The sequence below is a fragment of the Companilactobacillus mishanensis genome, assembly GCF_003946505.1.
GTDB lineage: Bacteria > Bacillota > Bacilli > Lactobacillales > Lactobacillaceae > Companilactobacillus > Companilactobacillus mishanensis.
Map to the genome: position 1 here is coordinate 197,847 of NZ_RHON01000004.1, position 19,358 is coordinate 217,204.

At 37.0% G+C, this 19,358-nt stretch carries 19 protein-coding genes; 13 read left to right on the plus strand and 6 right to left on the minus strand.

Going from position 1 to position 19,358, the window contains the following annotated elements; genetic code table 11:
- Positions 1–50 precede the first annotated feature (50 nt).
- Both EKM63_RS06355 and EKM63_RS06360 read left to right on the plus strand, forming a co-directional pair.
- Entirely contained in the window at positions 51–893 is an 843-nt protein-coding gene (locus EKM63_RS06355) for a hypothetical protein (RefSeq protein ID WP_125704856.1), read from the plus strand.
- 417 nt (positions 894–1,310) lie between these two features.
- Complete coding sequence (locus EKM63_RS06360) at positions 1,311–2,204, plus strand: YitT family protein (RefSeq protein WP_125704857.1); 894 nt, start codon at positions 1,311–1,313, stop codon at positions 2,202–2,204.
- A 55-nt stretch (positions 2,205–2,259) separates the two neighbouring features.
- On the opposite strand, the gene EKM63_RS06365 is transcribed toward EKM63_RS06360, so the two are convergent.
- Positions 2,260–3,192: a helix-turn-helix transcriptional regulator gene (locus EKM63_RS06365; RefSeq protein ID WP_125704859.1), complete on the minus strand. Its 933-nt coding sequence runs from the start codon at positions 3,190–3,192 to the stop codon at positions 2,260–2,262.
- A gap of 87 nt (positions 3,193–3,279) precedes the next feature.
- On the opposite strand from EKM63_RS06365, the gene EKM63_RS06370 reads away from it, so the two are divergent.
- Positions 3,280–3,924: an FMN-dependent NADH-azoreductase gene (locus EKM63_RS06370; RefSeq protein WP_125704861.1), complete on the plus strand. Its 645-nt coding sequence runs from the start codon at positions 3,280–3,282 to the stop codon at positions 3,922–3,924.
- A gap of 54 nt (positions 3,925–3,978) precedes the next feature.
- Here the strand turns inward: EKM63_RS06370 and EKM63_RS06375 are convergent, their stop codons facing one another.
- Complete coding sequence (locus tag EKM63_RS06375) at positions 3,979–4,281, minus strand: bacteriocin immunity protein (protein ID WP_125704863.1); 303 nt, start codon at positions 4,279–4,281, stop codon at positions 3,979–3,981.
- Between the two features lie 103 nt (positions 4,282–4,384).
- Positions 4,385–5,065 (minus strand): YjjG family noncanonical pyrimidine nucleotidase, encoded by a 681-nt coding sequence (locus tag EKM63_RS06380; protein WP_164504919.1) that lies wholly within the window; start codon positions 5,063–5,065, stop codon positions 4,385–4,387.
- An 87-nt stretch (positions 5,066–5,152) separates the two neighbouring features.
- Here EKM63_RS06380 and EKM63_RS06385 point away from each other — a divergent pair, with 87 nt between their 5' ends.
- Positions 5,153–5,878 carry a CPBP family intramembrane glutamic endopeptidase gene (locus tag EKM63_RS06385; protein WP_125704867.1) on the plus strand — a complete coding sequence of 242 codons (726 nt, stop codon included), beginning with the start codon at positions 5,153–5,155 and terminating at the stop codon, positions 5,876–5,878.
- Between the two features lie 152 nt (positions 5,879–6,030).
- Entirely contained in the window at positions 6,031–7,014 is a 984-nt protein-coding gene (locus EKM63_RS06390; RefSeq protein ID WP_225418268.1) for a DUF4767 domain-containing protein, read from the plus strand.
- A 58-nt stretch (positions 7,015–7,072) separates the two neighbouring features.
- Here EKM63_RS06390 and EKM63_RS06395 read toward each other — a convergent pair whose 3' ends face one another.
- Positions 7,073–7,531, minus strand: coding sequence for a GtrA family protein (locus tag EKM63_RS06395; protein ID WP_153383911.1), 459 nt, complete (start codon positions 7,529–7,531; stop codon positions 7,073–7,075).
- A 145-nt stretch (positions 7,532–7,676) separates the two neighbouring features.
- Between EKM63_RS06395 and EKM63_RS06400 the strand changes: the two genes are divergently transcribed.
- Positions 7,677–8,225: an HAD family hydrolase gene (locus EKM63_RS06400; RefSeq protein ID WP_225418269.1), complete on the plus strand. Its 549-nt coding sequence runs from the start codon at positions 7,677–7,679 to the stop codon at positions 8,223–8,225.
- Here EKM63_RS06400 and EKM63_RS06405 read toward each other — a convergent pair.
- Positions 8,222–8,899: a type 1 glutamine amidotransferase domain-containing protein gene (locus EKM63_RS06405; protein ID WP_125704871.1), complete on the minus strand. Its 678-nt coding sequence runs from the start codon at positions 8,897–8,899 to the stop codon at positions 8,222–8,224. The two genes, EKM63_RS06400 and EKM63_RS06405, sit on opposite strands and share 4 nt — an antisense overlap.
- 157 nt (positions 8,900–9,056) lie before the next feature.
- On the opposite strand from EKM63_RS06405, the gene EKM63_RS06410 reads away from it, so the two are divergent.
- The 6 genes from EKM63_RS06410 to pepI all read left to right on the plus strand — a co-directional run bounded on the left by EKM63_RS06410 (position 9,057) and on the right by pepI (position 15,837).
- A complete protein-coding gene (locus EKM63_RS06410) occupies positions 9,057–10,823 on the plus strand; it encodes an ABC transporter ATP-binding protein (RefSeq protein ID WP_125704872.1) in 1,767 nt (588 codons plus the stop codon).
- Positions 10,824–10,913: 90 nt separating this feature from the next.
- Positions 10,914–11,897, plus strand: a complete 984-nt coding sequence (locus EKM63_RS06415; protein ID WP_125704874.1) for an aldo/keto reductase — start codon at positions 10,914–10,916, stop codon at positions 11,895–11,897.
- A 483-nt stretch (positions 11,898–12,380) separates the two neighbouring features.
- Positions 12,381–13,340 carry a C40 family peptidase gene (locus EKM63_RS11570; RefSeq protein ID WP_318530631.1) on the plus strand — a complete coding sequence of 320 codons (960 nt, stop codon included), beginning with the start codon at positions 12,381–12,383 and terminating at the stop codon, positions 13,338–13,340.
- A gap of 372 nt (positions 13,341–13,712) precedes the next feature.
- On the plus strand, positions 13,713–14,165 hold the full coding sequence (locus tag EKM63_RS06425) for a LytTR family DNA-binding domain-containing protein (protein ID WP_164504920.1): 453 nt from the start codon (positions 13,713–13,715) through the stop codon (positions 14,163–14,165).
- Positions 14,166–14,167: 2 nt separating this feature from the next.
- On the plus strand, positions 14,168–14,935 hold the full coding sequence (locus EKM63_RS06430) for a LiaF transmembrane domain-containing protein (protein WP_125704878.1): 768 nt from the start codon (positions 14,168–14,170) through the stop codon (positions 14,933–14,935).
- A gap of 17 nt (positions 14,936–14,952) precedes the next feature.
- Positions 14,953–15,837: a proline iminopeptidase gene (gene pepI / locus EKM63_RS06435; protein ID WP_125704880.1), complete on the plus strand. Its 885-nt coding sequence runs from the start codon at positions 14,953–14,955 to the stop codon at positions 15,835–15,837.
- A gap of 237 nt (positions 15,838–16,074) precedes the next feature.
- Here the strand turns inward: pepI and EKM63_RS06440 are convergent, their stop codons facing one another.
- Positions 16,075–17,505 carry an MFS transporter gene (locus EKM63_RS06440; RefSeq protein ID WP_125704882.1) on the minus strand — a complete coding sequence of 477 codons (1,431 nt, stop codon included), beginning with the start codon at positions 17,503–17,505 and terminating at the stop codon, positions 16,075–16,077.
- Positions 17,506–18,488: 983 nt separating this feature from the next.
- Here EKM63_RS06440 and EKM63_RS06445 point away from each other — a divergent pair.
- Complete coding sequence (locus EKM63_RS06445) at positions 18,489–19,139, plus strand: hypothetical protein (protein ID WP_125704884.1); 651 nt, start codon at positions 18,489–18,491, stop codon at positions 19,137–19,139.
- The last annotated feature ends 219 nt before the right edge of the window (positions 19,140–19,358 follow it).

A 19,358-nucleotide genomic window follows, 5' to 3' on the forward strand; every position in this document is an offset into this window, starting at 1 on the left:
ATCATATTTTTGAAAAAGGGGATTACACTAAGAAAAGTGTATAAATCTAAATGAAATTACAAAAATCAGTATATATCGGTATTATCGTAATATTTTTGTCTATAATCACAGGATGTACGAGTACACTTAATGCAAAAATAAGTCATGATCATCCACAGAATTCCAACAGAATATCTAAGATTCATGCAGATGTAAAAAGCGTATCAAATGAAAAAAATGAAGATAGAAAGTTTGAAAAACTAAAATCTCTGGAAAATAATTTTGATAAATACTTATATTCTAAACAAAAATCTAACAAAGGTGTCGATATTTACAAAAAGGGAATTGCTAGTGGTAAAAAATATTTTGTAGAGCTTGATCGTGATACATTGAATAAGTTAACTTCGGGAAATTCAAAGATTGGACAAAAAGACGATCTAGATCAAAATAATAATCAGCTAGGTGATTTGCTGAGAAGAATTGATAAGGAGGGCACTGTTGTCTATTCAGACACTGAATTATCAAAGTTAAAGAAAAAGATTAATCAACAAATTAGTACGAACCAGTCAAGCATTGAAAAGAAGAATAAAGTAGAAAATCCACCAGTAAATAAGTCGAACAATATCACTCCAAGTGAGTCGAAAGTTGAACCTAAAAGTTCTTCAAAGGTTACATTAGAAAATGCAGTATATTATGCAAAAGAATATATAAGGCAAGTAAAAGGAGAGGAAGTTGAATTTAATTTGCCAAGACCAGAAGGTAATGGTAATTTTATCGAAATATTTCATACTCCAGGAGATATATCTGAGGGTGGCGAAGTATATGTTGGTTCAGATGGTACATGTTCATTGATAAATGATGGAGATCAATTTACTGATCCGAGGAAAATAACAATATCATCAACACTTGATTAATTCGTTTCAATTAATAATTAAAATAATCAGCTTTGGAATTATAAAAATGTGTTGTAGGTTCAATTGAGATGTTGGAATCAACGTTTTAAACATTCAAAATATAAAACGTTTAATATTGATGTGAAGTGGTCAAAAATTAATCCGAAGAAAACAAATATAATTTTTAAACGCCGTAAAGGGGCATTCATTGATTTGATGATGAGTGTCCCTTGTTTTACTCAGGAATTTCTATAAATAAAAAATATTTAGACTTTGATGATTATAAAGTTTCCAAAGAGAACATATGCCTTAACTGATTTAAAATAGTAATGACATTTTGAAATCTATATCAAGAACTGATTTATCTATACTATAATTAAAAATAGTTGAGTACACGATATTTTAAATAGTGCAAACGATTGTATTAGGGGAGAAAATATGAATCTAAAGTGGTGGAACAAACATAACAGTTTAGAACTATTAATGATCACAATAGGCTGTGCCATATATGCATTCAGTTTGGACATGATCTCCATTCCAAACGGTCTGGCTGATGGTGGTCTTAGTGGTGTTACCTTGATTATCAGATATTTCTTTCACATCAACCCTGGTATTAGTACGTTGATCCTGAACATTCCACTGATTTTCATCGGATTTCTATATCTAGGCAAGCGGACTATGTTCTACACACTTTATGGAACTGTTTGTTTGTCAGTATTCCTTCTGTTTTGGGCACATCAACCTTTCATCAAACCATTACCATTTCAACATGATTTATTGATTTCCTCTCTTGCTGCCGGTGTATTATCTGGTCTCGGAATTGGGCTGACTTTCCGATACAATGGTACAACTGGTGGTAGTGATATTATGGCACGGGTCGGTCAGAAGAAATTTGGCCTGTCATCTGGTAAGGGTGTGCTGATCATGGACTATCTGGTCTTGTTCCTCTCACTCTCATACTTGGATTTTTATCACATTATGTATTCGCTGATTGTTAGTTTCTTGTTGGCTAGAATGATTGATCTTGTCCAAGAAGGTCCTAATCGTGCCAAAGCTTTGTTTATTATTTCTGATCAATATCAAGAAATTGCTGAGGAGATCGATAAGAACTTAGATCGTGGTTTTACATATTTGAACGCCGAGGGTGGCTTTCACAATGATGAAAAGAAGATTATTTATCTGATTATTCAGCCACGTGAAGTTCCACAATTGAAACGGATGATTGAGGCCGTTGATTCTAAGGCTTTTGTCACGGTACTGAATGCTCATGAAGTAATTGGTGAGGGCTTTAGTTATCAACGAAAGAGATATCACGTTAGTTTTCATAAATAATATTATAAAGGCAACTTGTTACTGTTCTATTTTGAACAGTGATATGTTGCCTTTTTTAATAGGACTCAATTATTCCTTTCAATTCACCTAAATAAGCTTGCTGTAGCTCTTCTGGATAATTGATTTTGACATTTTTCCCAAGTGAAATCAGATACTCGACCATATAATCAAACTCTTCTCGATTATAGCCACCGTACATCAATATTTTCCCGTTTTCCTTTTTGACCCGCATGTTAGGATAGTTGTTCTTTTGAAATAATTCTTCTCCTAATTTGGTCAGCTCACATTGAAAGGGGATGTCGTGATAAGTTTTCTCATATTCAATTTGAAATTTTTTCAGTTGTATCCTCGAGTACGTGTCGGTAATCTCAGCGTTGATCTGACAAGCTATAATTCGGTCGCAGCGATAGGTGTTCCATTGTTTTCGATTAATATCATAAGCATCGCAAAACCAAATTCCGTTACGATATAGCAGGTTGAATACTTGGATTTGTCGAACGGGATTTTCTGCCGTCTCATAGGTTATATCGATGACTTTTTCATCGACGATTGAGTCTAAAATTGTCTTCAAAAAGTTGGACGATGAAATTGAAGGTACCCGATAATAGCTGACGCTTTCTTGCAACTTTTCGATATAATCTTGTTGAGATGTAGGTAAAGTTGATAGCAATTTATCATAAATATGCTGATAATTTTTTTCAAATGGTGTGGATGACAACAACGTCAGTGCTTTGATAGCAAAGAAGATGGCACTCACTTCCTCAAGGTTGAATATAACCGGCACCAGCAATTCCTTTTTAATCAGCCGGTAGCCGCCGTATCTACCATTTTCCACATACAGTGATAGACCCATGGTTTCAAGATCGCTGATATCTCTGAGTGCAGTCCGTTTTGAAACTTGAAATTCGTTGGTCAAATCATTTATATGAAAAGAATTTTTATTACTGAGAAAAATTAGTTCTTGGTTGAGTCTTTCAGATTTATTCATTTTTTACCTCAATATATTTAAAGGTGACATACCCTGACACCTTTAAATTGTAAGATATTCATATTGAGAAGGGAAGATAAATTAAATATGAAGACATTAATCATTAACGCACAACCAGATTTCCGAAACGGGGATCATTATTCTATTAAATTACAGAATCAATTTATGAAATTATTCCGAGAAAAATTTCCAAACGAGTCGATGGATGTAATCAATCTTTATGATATGGAAATCCCACAATTGACGACTGATCAGTTACTTGGCATCTGGGACAAGCAATCTAAGCACATCGCGTTAAATTCTGAGGAAAGTCGAATTTTCCAAATTAATCAGGATTTAATCGCGCAATTCAAGGAACATCATCGTATTGTGATTGTTTCACCGCTACATAATTTTAATGTGACATCGAAAATGAAGGATTATATTGATAATGTTTTGGTGGCTCACGAGACATTTAAATATACCGCTGAAGGCTCAGTTGGATTGATGACAGACAACTACAAAGCTTTGTTGTTGCAGGCCAGTGGCTCAATTTACACTAATAACGATCGATACACACCACTAGAATTTTCAAGAATGTATCTAAAAAGTATGTTTGAAGAATTGATGAGTTTTGATAAGTTTTCAATCGCCAGAATCGAAGGCTTGCAAACAAATGGAGTCGATATCAATCAAGCTGTTGAACAAGGAATGGAAAACCTTAAAGTTGAGTTTGAAAAATTCTATGCATAAATTTAAAAGGGACTCCGAATGTTATATTCAGAGTCCCTTTTCGTGTAGTTTTAATTACATTTCATCTAAATTCAAAAGATTATTCTTGGGATCGTGATATAAAACATCAGCGGTTCCCATGTCTCTCAATTGACGCCAGGTATCTTCTTGTTCTGAAGAAAGTGTAAGATTGTCAGCTTTTCGAAGGTAGTTTACTGCACTGGCGGCATGTGCTGCAATATCCCCAACATCTGCTCCATCTTCAAGACGATTATAAGCCTTCAGTAATGGAGTTCGTAATTCTTCATTTGTTGTTGAGTTGTACAATTTTTTGATCAAAGCTTTAACTTCATCAAGTTGGTTATTTTTTTCAGTCATGATAGTTTACCTTCCAATAATTTTAAAAAAATTGGTGTCATTAAAGTTATGATATCAATGAAAATAATTATATCACTTACTGAAAATATAACTTCTTAATAATTTAAATAACATCCAACAATTCATTAAGTCCATCAATAGTATAAGTTGGTTTGATATCGCTATTGTTAGCTTCATGCTCGGTGTCATACCAGACACTATCAATATGAGAACGGTTGGCGCCATCAATATCGGCACTCAAAGAATCGCCAACGACAAGCATTTTTGAATTGTCATTCTCATTAAGGTCAGCTTTTACAGCATCAAAAAACTGAACGTCAGGTTTCTTATAGCCAATGTCTTCAGATAGGAAAATTTTGTCGAAATAATTAGTTATATTTGCGCCATCAAGTTGAGTATATTGTTTGAATTTTGTCCCATTGGAGACGACAAATAGGTGATGATCCTTGCTGACAGTGTCCAACATGTTTATGGCATTCGGCATCAATTCGTGTTCAGACGCAAATAGATACTGAAATTCTTCTTCAAATTTCGCACTGTCAACATGAATGTCATATTTCCCGAAGAATGTATTGAAGCGTCTGTCTAACAATTGATCACGGGTGATAGTGCCGTCCTCAAATTGGCCCCACAGTAAATCATTTACTTGGAACCACCAGTGTATTTGGTCTTCGTTGAACGGAAAAGTTTTGGCGATTTTCATTTTACGCAATGCAAGTCGAGCATTTTCTTTAGTATCGAAAATTGTATTGTCTAAATCAAAAAGTATATTTGGGTATTTCATAGAAATCATCCTCACGTGAATATTAAACCTACTATAAAGTTATATAATTATAATATTATACTTGTAGCATGATTTGGGGGAAGAATTATGTTAAAAAAATATTGGTCGATAATTTTGTTTACTGTGGGGATGTTCTTTTTAGCAGCATTGGTAAACATTTTGCTAGAAATAGTTTCAGGCGTTGCACATATACCAGAAGTGTACGGCTCATACATCCAGTACATAATCATCATGATCCTTTACGTATACATCAATCGAGAATGGGTTCATCAAGAAATCCATTTCAAGTCGAAGGTACCGTGGAAAGAACAAATTCCTGCATTGATATTTATTGTTGGGGATATGATTTATTTATTCTCGACAAATTCAGGTTTCGAAATGTATGTCACAGGAATAGGTTATTCAATTGGATCCGCCGTGACAGAAGAATACTTTATTCGCGGAATCGTTCTTATAGCCTTGCTACACTTGGCAAAGGATAAAGGTGTTTGGGGGACTCTCTTAGCAATATTTATCTCCAGCGTTTTGTTTGGTGCCATGCATATAATTACCATGTTGGCTAATCAATTGGGCTGGGGAGAGATAATTACCGCATTCTCAATGGGAATGGTTTATGCAGCATTATACATCGCTACCGGTACAATACTTTGGCCAATGTTTATCCATCTTGTACAAGATTTGGTGGTATATTTATTGCCACATTCAAGCTTCACTATGCCTACAATTTGGTATTTTGTAGTGTGCTTATCGATCACATTGATAATTTTGATTCCATATTTTAGAAGAGAAGATAAACAAGTTTTTTATAGCTAATATTAAAAAGCAATCACTAGATCGAGGTGGTTGCTTTATTACTTTGAGGAATTATATAAATATAATTATAAATAATCTTGAATTACGGATTTCATTAATTTAGACTTAACTTATGCTTATTTAGGGAAACTATATTAAAGGGGAAATTAATCGTGAGAATAAAAAATGTGCGATTGCTAATTGTTCTAGCATTTGGTGTATTTTTATTAGCTGGATGCAGTAACAGCACTAAATCAGTACCAGTTCAAAATGGTACTTCTGCTAAGAAATCTTCAACAGATACAACCTCAACAACTTCTAGTCCAAAGAAGTCTTCAATACTTTGGGACAATAAGAAGGACAGCAAGTTAAGTAGTTTTATGAGACAATGGGGACCAACAATGAATCAATCATATACAAAATATGATGGTAAAAATTCACTGGATACTTCAACCGGAATCAAATATCCTGAGGACTTGAATAAAGTGACTGTTAACGGATCTAATGCTTCGATAGGTTGGAGCAAGACTGGTAAAGGCAACAACGAATATAACGTAGTTGCAATCTACAATTATGTTGGAACTGTTCCTCCACTTCCAAGTCATATTACGTATTTCTTTGCTTTCCATAATGGCAAACCAGTTGCCTTGGTTGATCAAACACGCGATGGCAATCCTCGTTTGGCTGAAACATCAAATAACAAAGTTAAGACAAGTTTCGCACGTATTGCTGATGGAAAATCAGCCGGAAATGTTACTGGATCAACTTCTAATAACAGTTCAAAACAAAGTAGTTCAAACAATAAGAGTTCAAACGAAGACGTTTCGGATCCTAAAATGCTTGGTGTAATGGTCCATCAACTTACAATGCCTGATGATGATATTGAAAAAGAGCCAATGCTTGGTGTGTATACACATAATGATAAGTATTGGATTGGAATCGGTACATCAGTTTCTACAGTAGGATATTCTATTGATGGCGACAATATTCATTATTATGTCAGACCATACGGCTCTACCACACCAACTTATAAGCAAGAACGGATTGAACATACAATAAGTAAGAAGGAATTAATAGACAAATATTATTCAACACCTGCTCAAAAGCAAGTAGTTCAAGATGTTGCAAATCGTATGCCTGCAATTGATGGAGACTAGGCAAAAGATACTGAATTCAAAATAATCATAAATAAGCATCCACCAATTTGGTGAATGCTTATTTGTTTGTATCTTCTGATTCTAATCTCTGACTGCCTTGGTCTATCTTTTCACGTTTTCTGAAGATTATAAATTTGCTAAAGAAATAATTTAATACCACAACGATAACTGTCGCAATTACTTTAGTAATCATCGGATTAGCTTTCATCAAGGAAACACCAATTGTCATTGTTCCCTGATCGAAGACCCATGATCCTGCTCTGAATAAAAAGAACGAACCCATTTCGATCCAGAAAGCCCGCCATGTATCTGTATGTGAGTTGAAGACCCACAATTTATTCGTCACATAGGCGAAGACTACTGATAGGAAATAGGCAATCACGTTGGCGATTTGGTAGTTTATTCCCATAGGGTAGTGGAACAGCCAGAACAGTACGATGTTGACTAAAGTTGTCAGTACGCCAAAAATCAAATAAGGGATGGTATCTTTATATTTAGTCCATAATTTACTTATCATTATTTCTCCAATATTAAATCAATTACTATTATTATACATTGATATTTTAGTTTTTATCTTGTGAAGTTGGCATAGTTGTAATGTGCTCAGAATGATATACTTAAAGACAACTTGAACCATAACTATATTTGGGGAGTATATTTTGATGATGAGTGATTTCGACAAGCAACGGCCTGCATTTGGATTTGATCTTGACGGTACATTATTCTCCATAAAACTGATATTAAAACGATTCAGTCAGATAACTGGTCACACAATATTATTTGAAGATATGACGAAATATTCTATGGCTGAAACTTTTGGACTGACTGAGGATCAAGAGTATGAAATCTTTTCTAAAATAAAAGACGATGTCAATTTGAATAGTAAACCACTGAAAAAGACAGTCGAGTTGACGCATCGTTTAGCAGCACAAAATTGCCCAATAGTTATTATCACCGCTAGACGTGAGAGTGCATTTGCGGAAACTACTAAAGCTCTACAACTGGCCGGCATTAAATACGACCAAATTTTTATGAATGCCAATGAAAAAGCCGATATTATCTTAGAAAATAATATCGGCCGGTATTTTGATGATCAGGGTCAATTGATTGAAAAAATGATGGATCATAAAGTTTCTAAATCATGTGAAATGACCTTGATCGATGCTCCATATAACCAAGGATTCCATTGTGACAGTAGGTTGTTTGTTTAGTTCACAGCTGCTAATAATAATTTTGCGACAGCACGGGGTGAGAAGGGATTCTGACCGGTGATCAAGTGTCCGTCTTGCACAGCAAACTCTTTATAAGCACGTTTCTTTTGGAAATTTTCTCCACGTTGTTTAGCAAGGTCTTCATTCAAAAATGGGACAACTTTTTTCTTGCCGGCTAGGATTTCTTCGCTGGTAGTGAAACCGGTGATGTTTTTTCCTTTAATAACGTATTCACCATTGTCATCTTTAATATTAAATAGTCCGGCGATACCGTGACAAACTGATGAAATATAGCCACCTTGATGATAAATCGAGAGGGCTATTTTTTGTAGTTCAGAATTCATTGGGAAATCCCACATAACGCCGTGTCCACCGGTATAGTAAATCGCAAAATAATCGTCAGGATTTACTTCAGTAGGTTTCATGGAATGCATTAATGCCCGTTGTTGAAAATCGTCACTCTCATACATTTTCATAATTGAAGCGTCGACATATTTCATGCCTCGTGGATCTAGCGGTACGAAGCCACCTTTAGGACTAACATAGTCAACATCGATCCCAGCGTTTTGAATTTCTTCAACGAATTCGGTAGCTTCGCCGAGCCACAATCCAGTTGGATCATCGGTTCCTTTGTAACGAGTTACATTAGTTAAAACGACCAGAGCTTTTTTCATCATCCACACTCCATTCCTTTTTTATACCTACATGATATACCAAAAGTATAATTTCAAAAATAATTGAGTAATCCACTTGCATTTCTTTCGGTACCGAAGTATACTCGTTTTTGCAATTTAAGTTCGGTACCGAATAATATATAACGAGGTTAAAATAATGCATAATGGAGCAATGATACATGGCGATTTGCCAAAAAGAAATGGGACGTTCAAATTTACCGATTTCTTGAGTTTGATAAATAGTGTTAATCCTAAAAGAGGACTGTTTGTTTTAGGAATGCTCTTGAGTTTAGTCACGAGTGGCGCAAGTTTGATCGTTCCGCAGTTGACCAAAGGATTAGTCGACAGCAGTAGCTTGTCAAAAATTGACAGCAAGATGATTGTTGTCCTAGGCGTCGCCTTCGCAATCCAGCTAGGATTCGGAACTATTGGCGGCTTTATTCTCAGATATGTCGGTGAAACTTCCGTAAAAACTCTTCGTGAAAAATTATGGGAACATTTATTGAAGTTACCAGTAGGTTATTTTGATGATCATAAATCTGGTGAAAGTAGTTCTCGCTTGGTCAATGATACTAGTGTTATCAAGGATTTGATCACATCACAATTTCCAAACTTTGTAACTGGAGCTATTCAATTAGTCGGTTCGATGATCATTTTATTCTTCATGGACTGGAAGATGGCCGCATTGATGTTTGCGGCAGTGCCAAATTTTGTAGCAATTTTATTGCCTATCGGAAGAATCATGTCTCGATTAGGTCGCAAGTTACAAGCGGCCACAGCTGATTTCAATGCTGATGTTAGTGAAAAATTATCAGAAGTACGTCTGATCAAATCTAGCAATGGTGAAGATTTTGAAAAGACAACTGGTAGTGGATTCATCGACCGTATTTTCAAAGTTGGTGTTAAAGATGCCAAAGTTGAAGCTGTTTTACAACCAATTATGACGACTGTAATGTTAGTAATGTTCGTGGGAATCCTCGGATATGGTGCCGTCAGAATCCAACAAGGAACACTTTCAAGTGGCTCACTCGTTGCCTTCCTACTATATTTATTCAACATCATCACACCGATTGCCAGCTTTGCAACATTTTTCTCACAAGTCCAAAAAGCTATGGGTTCAACCGAAAGAATCCAAGAGATGTTGGGAACAGAACCAGAGATCAATTCAACTGGCAAATCAGTCGATGTTGAAGGAAAGACGATTACAGCGGCTGACGTAAGTTTCAGTTATGATGCTGATAATCAGATTTTACATAACGTTTCATTTGAAGCAAAACCCAACACTGTTATAGCTTTCGCAGGACCAAGTGGTGGTGGAAAATCGACAATTTTCGCATTGCTAGAAAGATTTTATCAACCAGATGATGGTGGAGTTTACGTTGGAACACAAGATATTCAAGGTATTGATTTATCAAGTTGGCGATCACAGATAGGATATGTCTCACAAGATTCCGCAGTATTTGCCGGAACAATCCGTGACAATTTGCAGTACGGACTGAATACAACTTTGACCGATGATGAGTTGTGGCATGGATTATCTTTGGCATATGCAGATGGATTCGTAAATGATTTTCCAGAAAAGCTAGATACACAAATTGGCGAACGAGGTGTCAAATTGTCAGGCGGACAGAAGCAACGAATCGCCATTGCCCGTGCCTTCTTGCGTGATCCAAAGATACTAATGCTAGATGAAGCAACCGCCAGTTTGGATTCAGAATCCGAAGAAAAAGTTCAACGTGCATTGGATCAATTGATGATCGGTCGAACAACCTTGGTAATCGCACATCGACTTTCGACAATCGTTGATGCCGACCAAATTTACTTCATTGAACATGGAACTGTGACTGGCCATGGAACTCATAAAGAATTAATGCAGGACCATGAGTTGTACGCACAGTATGTTAATGAGCAGATGGTTAACTAAGTATAGTAATTCCTAAAGTTTATACTCTGGTATAACCAATTTTATAGTGATAACATCGAACTTGATACAACACGATTGTAGGAGGGTTCTATGAAATATCGTAGATTTGGAAAAACTAATTTTAATGCTAGTGAGGTTTCGCTAGGTACTTGGCAACTGGGCTCAAAATGGGGAGATCCTTTTGATGAAAAGGATGCTCTTGCTACTTTGGATGCTGCCTATGATGCTGGTGTAAACTTTTTCGACACTGCTGATGTCTACCAAGATGGTGAGAGTCAACGTGCTTTGGCTAAATTTATCAAAGGCAAGGGAGATAAAGTTTTCGTTTCGACAAAAGTTGGACGTCGACTTGATCCTCATGTTGCCAGTGGTTATAACGAAAAAAATATTACAAAATATGTTGAGGACTGTTTGACGAACCTTGATGTTGATGCACTTGATAACGTTTTGTTACATTGTCCACCAACTGAAGTTTTCTACAATCCGGAACCATTTTTCACTTTAGACAAGCTGAAAAAAGAAGGAAAAATCAAGAATTACGGTGTCAGTGTTGAAAAGGTTGAAGAAGGAATGAAAGCTCTTGATTACGATATTTCATCTGTCGAAATCATTTACAACATGTTCCGTCTCCGTCCAGCTGATAACTTTTTCAAAATGGCTAAGGATCATGATGTCGGAATCATCGCCAGAGTCCCACTTGCCAGTGGATTGTTGAGTGGTAAGTATACACTCGATACTAAGTTTGGTAAGAATGACCACCGTACAACAAACAGAAATGGTCAAGAATTCGATGCAGGAGAAACATTCTCTGGAGTAGATTACGCAACAGGTGTCAAAGCCGCAAACGAGTTAAAAGAAAGACTTAACGCAGGCGACAAGTTAGCACAAATGGCATTACGTTATATCTTGATGTCAGATGCCGTCAGCACAGTAATTCCTGGAGCTTCAAAACCAGAACAAATCGAAAGAAATGTTATCGCTGCCGATGAACCAGCATTCACACCAGAACAAATGGAAATCGTTCGCGATGTTTATGATAAGTACATTAAAAATCCCGTTCAATATAAGTGGTAGAAAATAGAGGCTAGATTCTATATGAATCTGGTTTTTTTTGTGTAATTTCAAGACTAACAAAAAAGCATGGAACGTACGTCGCCTATGGCGCGTGCGCAACTGTTGAAAATGTTGGCTACGCCAACGAACGACCAAGGAAGCGCACAGCCGAAGAATATTTCCCAGCTCTGGAGACGGAATCATTATACTTATCAAAAATTATTAATTAAGTTGTACAAACCAACAACTGATGATAATCTGGTTAAAGTGAATTATCCCGTTTATACAGGTAAGGAGAAATTAAATATGAATAAAAAGGTTATAACCTCATTGGCACTAGGATTAGGTATCCTTGGAGGACTAGCATTCAGCCAAACAAATGCCGACGCTGCAACAACTGGCATTGTTAATACTTAAAAACTAACAACTTTATATAACTTAGATGGTCAAACAATTAGAAATCGTTCGCTTGGTCCAAACACTGCATGGTATTTTGACCGTGAAGTGCAAATCGGTGACATGGGTAGTTTCTATCGTGTCTCGACTAACGAATATGTTAAAACTGGCGATGTTGAAGTCTCAAATGGTGACAACAATACCTCTTCAGATTCAGTCGACAACGCTGGTGTTGCCACTATCGCGTATGCTCCCTCTGACGGTATCGATTTGTACAATGGCTATGGTGCCAACAAGTCAGCATCTGGTCAAAAATTGGCTAACGGAACTCAATGGAAATTTTCTCAAAAGGTTATCGATTCAAACAGTAACGCTTGGTATTTGATTGGTAATAATCAATGGATTGATGGTACTTATACAAAAATCAATAATGAATCATTTTCTGATTCAGCCGCAAATACTTGGGATCCAAATTTTGCTGCGGTAAGAGTTGCTAAAGATACTGAAATCTACAACAACGACAATTATGGTTCAGGTACTCAAGGATCAGCTGCCACTGGAAAATTATTACAAGTTTCATCAACACTTCAAGAAAATGATGGCATTTGGTACGAGTTAAGTAGTGGTGGCTGGATTCCCGCTGCTGTTGCTAACCAAATTGCAGCTAAACGTCCTGCTGTTTCATTGAACGGCAAGTCAAAAGATGCTGCTATTGAAGATGTGATCTCTGCTGCTCAAGCTCAATTAGGAAAACCATATGTGTGGAACGCTAAAGGACCAGATAGTTTTGACTGCTCAGGCTTGATGCAATATGTTTTCCGTCAAGTAACTGGTGACAACATCGGTTCATGGACTGTACCTCAAGAATCAGCTGGAACAAAGGTTTCATTGAATGACCTTCAACGTGGTGACTTAGTATTTTGGGGTCCCGCTGGGGCAACTTATCACGTCGCATTATACCTCGGCAATAATCAGTATTTGAATGCTCTACGTCCTGGTACTAATGTAAAAATCGATTCCACTTCATCTAGCTTTGCTCCATCATTTGGTGTCCGTATATTTAACTAGAGGTTGGTTGAGTAGTGATAAACCGCCGTCTGTGGTGAAAAGCGAGGAGGCCTGCTGTGGGACCGACCCGAGCCTTGGTCTCGGGTCTCGATTTTGAACTTCGCAGAGACCGCAAATTTCAAAACTCGTCCAGTACTGTAGGCAATAAACCGCCAACAGTACTTTCACTGCTGGCGTCCTCGTTTCCAACTCCAACTAATTTTTATTTAGTAGTGAGAAATCATATATGCAATAATCGCAAGAAGCCATTCAACTATTACAGTTGGATGGCTTTTTTAACCGCTTATGTACTAATTTTGACCACTTAGTCATATAGTATATTCAACGAAAACTTTCTGTGGTGTAATACTTTTAGCGAAAGGGTTGTTGGTTGTGAAAATAAGGGTAGAGATATCTCCGAAATATTCGGAGAAAGAAATTGTCGTTAGATCATCTGCAGATGACGACGAGTTGAAGGAAATAATTAGAGATATTGAAGAGATTCAATCCAAGTTGGGTAAAATCAATGGTTATATTGACGATACCGTTTATTCATTATCTCTAAATGATATTTTATTTTTTGAAACTAACGATAGAAATATTTATGCCCACACAACTGACAAAGCTTTTCTGGTCCATTTTCGTTTGTATGAATTAGAAAATAATTTACCGGATAATTTTTTGAGAATATCGAAATCTTCAATCATCAATGTGGATGAGATTCTCTCATTAAACACTTCGGTAACCGGAAATCTGATCCAATTCAAAAGTTCTTACAAGACGATTTATGTATCAAGAAGATTTTTAAAAGAGCTAAAAAATAGATTAAATCAAAGGAAGTTTTAACCATGAGAAATAGAAATGGCGTTTTCTGGGGCTTGTTCCTCTTAGTTGGCGCAGGCGTTTTAGTCGCTAGTCAAATGCACTTATTCAGCATAACAGTAGGAATTTGGTCGATAATTCTCACAATTATTTTAGTTGCCGTACTTATTAAGAGTTTGGTCTACTTTGCCGTTCCAGGTGCTGTCTTCTCCTTGGCATTTCTAGCAATAATTTATGCGGGGCCGTTACACATTACTTACCTAGTTCCTTGGACAATTTTGGGAGCAGCATTATTGATAAGTATTGGTTTATCACTGATACTTCACCCATTTTTGGCAAAACATCGTCCTTGGATGAAAGGTGAAAATTGGAATCACGGTCATTATTACAATCACCATCGAGACAGATTTAATCATAGACACCACAGAGATGTGGACGTTGATGTTGAAACTGTTGAAGATTCATATATTGATGTCTCAGTTCGTATGGGTAGCAGTGTCAGATATGTGAACTCTGAGGATTTTAAACAAGCCAATATTGATGTATCAATGGGAAATGCGAAAGTCTATTTTCAAAATGTGACTGTTAAAGAATCTGCTATGATTAATGTAGATGTTTCACTTGGTGGCGTGGAATTGTTTGTTCCTAAAGAGTGGAACGTAATTGAAAAATTAGATGATAATGATTTAAGCAGTGTGACAGAAGTCGGCTTCAGGGACAAAAGTGAAGATAGTCCAAAAGTAACAGTTCAAGGATATTTGTCACTGTCAGGGATGAAAATCAATTACATCTAGTACAGTAGGTGAGTGATTTGAAGATAACAGAAGGCTATATGCCATTTGGCGAATATAAAACATATTATCGAATAGTAGGCGATTTGAAGTCCGATTTAACGCCATTATTACTTTTACATGGAGGACCTGGCTCGACACACAATTACTTCGAGGTCTTCGATGAATTGACGGAAAAAACTGGACGTCCAGTAGTAATGTACGATCAATTAGGATGCGGGAAATCAGACATGCCTGATGATGACAATTTGTGGACAGCAGATACTTGGGTGTCAGAATTAAAACAATTACGAGCATATCTAGGATTGGACAAAGTACATTTGTTAGGGCAATCCTGGGGTGGAATGTTAGCCATAATTTATATGTGTGATCACCAACCAGCAGGAATCCAGAGCCTAATTTTAGCCAGCACATTATCTTCCTCAAAGTTGTGGGCCCAGGAACAACATAGATTGATAAAGTTCATGTCGAAGCAAGATCAAGAAGCCATTGCTGAAGCAGAAAAGACCAATGATTTCACCAAAGAAGAGTATAAACAAGCCAATAGCACCTATATGCACCAACATGCCATCGGACCAAAAACAGATGATTTGCCAGAATATTTGACTAGAAAAAAGCAAACCGGAACCAGATCATACCAAGTTGCCTGGGGACCAAATGAATATAATCCCACAGGGAATTTAGAAAATTATGACTATACAGATAAACTAAAAAGTATTAAAGTGGCAACCTTAGTAACCAGTGGTACCAACGATTTATGTACACCTTTGATAGCCAAAACCATGTATGATCAACTACCAAATACAAAATGGAAGTTATTCGAACATAGCCGTCACATGGCTTTCTTTGATGAAAAAGATGAGTATCTAAAAACATTAAATAATTGGTTAGAAGCCAACGAGTAAAATAAAAACACCATATTTAAGTTAGAAAAACTAACAAGAATACGGCGTTTTTTGTTTTATTGTATAAATAATTATGATGTAAATCATGTTACCGTCTAAACGAAATGAGGTTTATCTTAGCTTGGCAAAAGCCAAGGTTAGATAAAGGTTGTTAATTTGATACCGTACTTTGGATCAAATTCAATCCACAGCGTGACGCCCCCGTAATGAGGAACCTCCTAGCGGAAGTGAGCCACGCTATCCTCGATGATTCATGAAATTAAATCCAGAAATCACAGTAGCAATTAAACAAATAACCAAGGAAACCAAGAATGCCGAATGCATACCATAAATGAAATATTCGGGATGTGCTGGAATATAAGTTGAAACTTTGTATCCAGCTGTATGGCTCATTGACGCGAATAAAACAGTTGTGGCGATGGAAATACCAATAGCCATACCCAACTCTCGAGCTAAAGCGTTGATACTGCCGGCAACTCCGAGTTCTGCTTTCGAAACGGAACTCATGATCAAGGTATTGTTTGGTGCCATGAAAACTCCGTAGCCAAATCCGACGAGTCCAATGAAGACCATGAACAGCCATAGTGGAGTGTACAGGGTGGTGATCATGAAACCTAATTGGCTCAATGTAAGGATACATAAACCTAGGAATGTCAGTAAATGCCGACCAATTTTATCAGACAGACCACCGATGATTGGGGCGATGATTCCTTGTAATATTGGCAAAATCATTAAGATATATCCGGCATAGTTTGCGGGTAAATGACGAGCATTTTGCAAATAAAATGGTGCGACTACGTTTAAGAAGAAGCTAGTTATAAAAATTAATAATGCACAGAAAATGTTGATTGAGAATCCCAATCTTTTGAACAATTTTAAGGACAATATGGGACTGTCGACGTGTAATTCGAGATATATAAATGCGATAAAAGAAATAGCGGCGATGGCGAATAATCCAAGAATGCTGGGTTTTCCAAAGCCAACCTCTTGTCCTATAAAAACGCCGATAAATAATGCGACCATAGTTATAGCAAAGGTTGTTGCACCAGGGATGTCAATTTTATCCTTGCTGAAAGTGACGTCCTTGGGTAAAACTTTTTGTCCAAAGATGATAGCCAAAATTCCAATCGGAACGTTGATCCAGAAAATGTATGTCCAGTCTAAATGAGCTAGAAGAATTCCACCTAATCCAGGTCCGGCGATAGCACCTAGCGCGACGAATGAGCCAATAGTACCTAGGGCTCGACCACGTTCACGCATTGGAAAAACTTCAGTGATGATACCATTGTTGACACTCATCGTCATAGCGGCACCAACAGATTGAATTGCTCGAGCGAATAGTAATGGAAATAGTCCGAAGTTCAATCCACATAATAATGAGCCAATCGTGAATAAAATTGAGCCGATTTTAAAAATCTTAATTTTCCCGTGATTGTCGCCGAGTTTTCCAAATAGCAACAACAGGGCACAAATGGTTATTAGATAGATGGATACGACCCATTCGGATTGATTCATTGGGATCGACATATCCTTGCTCATTACCGGCAATGCGATATTTACGATGCTAGCATCCAAAGTTGACATAAAGGTGAAAATTGAGACAGACGCCATGATCCACCAGCGATTCTTTTGGATCTCAGGGTTATCTGTGAAGGCAACATTATTCATAATTATTTACTCCTTGAGATAAATTATAGACCATGCTTGAGGTTATTTTGGAAAAGTATTTTATTTATATTGTTATATTTGCAGTGGTCAGTCTCCGGAGCTGAGGGGATTTCCTGCTGTGCGGGCGTCCCGAGCCGTGGTCTCGGGTCTTGGATTGAAGCCTTTCACGGTTCGCAAGTCTCCAAACTCACCCGGTGTTGTATGGACTTCGTCCTTACAACACTTTCACTGCTGGGAAATCCCCTCAGCTCCTCCGACTTGAATTTATCCAGTTTAAATATTTTTCGAAGTTTTATGGAGTTGGGTTAATTCGATTTTGGAGTTTGTGAGTAATGCTTTCGAAATACCAATTGGTCAATGGTTATATGTGGCTGCTTCTAGAAATTCAGATATCCGATGGGAGTAGTGTTTGAGTAAAATTGAACGTAAAAGTTTGTTAGAAAAAGTGGCCCTAATTGAATTGGCTTTTGGAGAAGTTTAATTGAACTTTCCACAAAACTTCTCGATATAGTCGAAATCTCTGATCGAAGATTACACTATCTTATACCACCAAGAATAATATATTTATGTTGAAACCCTAAACAATGATATACACAAAAACATCAAGGACATCTAAACCAGTCGAAGGCGCTGGGAATATTTCCAAGCAGTGAAAGTGTTGAGAGGGCAAAGCCCGAAAAACACCGGTGGCTTTTAAGACTTGCGAGAACTACGCAAGGCTTAAAACCAAGGTCAGAGACCAAGGCTCGGACCGACCGCACAGCAGGAAATATCCCCAGCACCGCAGACGGAATATTATAATCTATTCATATAAAAAACAAAACAAATTAAATAGTCATTTCTGTAACACGTTCGTAACAATAAACATATAATCACCTTTAGAAAGTGAGTTTAACAGCTTTAAAGGGTTAGAAGATTTACACTTTCGAAACAATTCGAAATCATCATCATTGGTGAATGAGAAACTAAGGGATTAAATAAAAATGAAAAAAGATATGGATGTATGTGTTAATAGAGATAATAAATTTTCACTAGTTTGCAAACTTGTAATAGCAGGACTTGCCGCAACATCAATCGGCTTGGCAGCAACATCGGGGAATGTTGCTAACGCTGCTACTACTGATGCAACAACGAGTGCAGCAACAACTAGTGCTCCATCATCGAGCACAACTGCAGCAGCTACCAGTGGTCACGCAGGCACTGAGATTATGACATCTTCAAGTGATAAGGATGTTGGCGTACCTGCAGGACAAACTGGACTTCCAAATAAAGTTGAATATCAATACGACCTTAATGGTCCAAAATATTTAACAGACGAAGCTGCACAATGGATCAATAAAGAAATTTCTGGAACTGTCAAAGAAACACCGGCTGGAATTGCTCAATTAGAAGCACAGGCTCAAACTTGGATCAATGCACAAGAAGCTAAAGCCGCACCGAAGAAAGCTGCTCCAGTTAAGACAAGTCTTGCTGCAAAAGCACCACTTGCATCTCCTTCAGCAAAAAGATTTCCACAAACAGGTAATTTAATCAGTAAAGGCTTGAGTGTTGCTGGAATTATCTTGGCAGCATTAACTGCAGGTATTTCTTACATAAAAGTAACTGGTAAAAAGATTTTTGGAAGATTGATTTAACGAAATTATTTTAACCTTCGATCAGTAATGGTCGGAGGTTTTTTGTTCAATTAGTGTTGCACTTTAATTGTAAATTCGTCATATACAAAAAAAAGAGAGACTCAAAATGAGCCTCTCAGTGACCGAGTCACTATAAAGAACTATAAGACTAGATAAACTAGTCGGCACCATGTGCCTGTACATACAGATTACTATGTTACTATGGTAAGTCAAGATGAG

Coding starts and splice junctions, on each gene's coding strand:
- EKM63_RS06375 (WP_125704863.1), bottom strand. CDS start 4,281: ATGACTGAAAAAAATAACCAACTTGATGAAGTTAAAGCTTTGATCAAA.
- EKM63_RS06410 (WP_125704872.1), top strand. CDS start 9,057: ATGCATAATGGAGCAATGATACATGGCGATTTGCCAAAAAGAAATGGG.
- EKM63_RS06415 (WP_125704874.1), top strand. CDS start 10,914: ATGAAATATCGTAGATTTGGAAAAACTAATTTTAATGCTAGTGAGGTT.
- EKM63_RS06430 (WP_125704878.1), top strand. CDS start 14,168: ATGAGAAATAGAAATGGCGTTTTCTGGGGCTTGTTCCTCTTAGTTGGC.
- EKM63_RS06360 (WP_125704857.1), top strand. CDS start 1,311: ATGAATCTAAAGTGGTGGAACAAACATAACAGTTTAGAACTATTAATG.
- EKM63_RS06355 (WP_125704856.1), top strand. CDS start 51: ATGAAATTACAAAAATCAGTATATATCGGTATTATCGTAATATTTTTG.
- EKM63_RS06385 (WP_125704867.1), top strand. CDS start 5,153: ATGTTAAAAAAATATTGGTCGATAATTTTGTTTACTGTGGGGATGTTC.
- EKM63_RS06445 (WP_125704884.1), top strand. CDS start 18,489: ATGAAAAAAGATATGGATGTATGTGTTAATAGAGATAATAAATTTTCA.
- EKM63_RS06405 (WP_125704871.1), bottom strand. CDS start 8,899: ATGAAAAAAGCTCTGGTCGTTTTAACTAATGTAACTCGTTACAAAGGA.
- EKM63_RS06440 (WP_125704882.1), bottom strand. CDS start 17,505: ATGAATAATGTTGCCTTCACAGATAACCCTGAGATCCAAAAGAATCGC.
- EKM63_RS06370 (WP_125704861.1), top strand. CDS start 3,280: ATGAAGACATTAATCATTAACGCACAACCAGATTTCCGAAACGGGGAT.
- EKM63_RS06380 (WP_164504919.1), bottom strand. CDS start 5,065: ATGAAATACCCAAATATACTTTTTGATTTAGACAATACAATTTTCGAT.
- EKM63_RS06395 (WP_153383911.1), bottom strand. CDS start 7,531: ATGATAAGTAAATTATGGACTAAATATAAAGATACCATCCCTTATTTG.
- EKM63_RS06365 (WP_125704859.1), bottom strand. CDS start 3,192: ATGAATAAATCTGAAAGACTCAACCAAGAACTAATTTTTCTCAGTAAT.
- EKM63_RS06400 (WP_225418269.1), top strand. CDS start 7,677: ATGATGAGTGATTTCGACAAGCAACGGCCTGCATTTGGATTTGATCTT.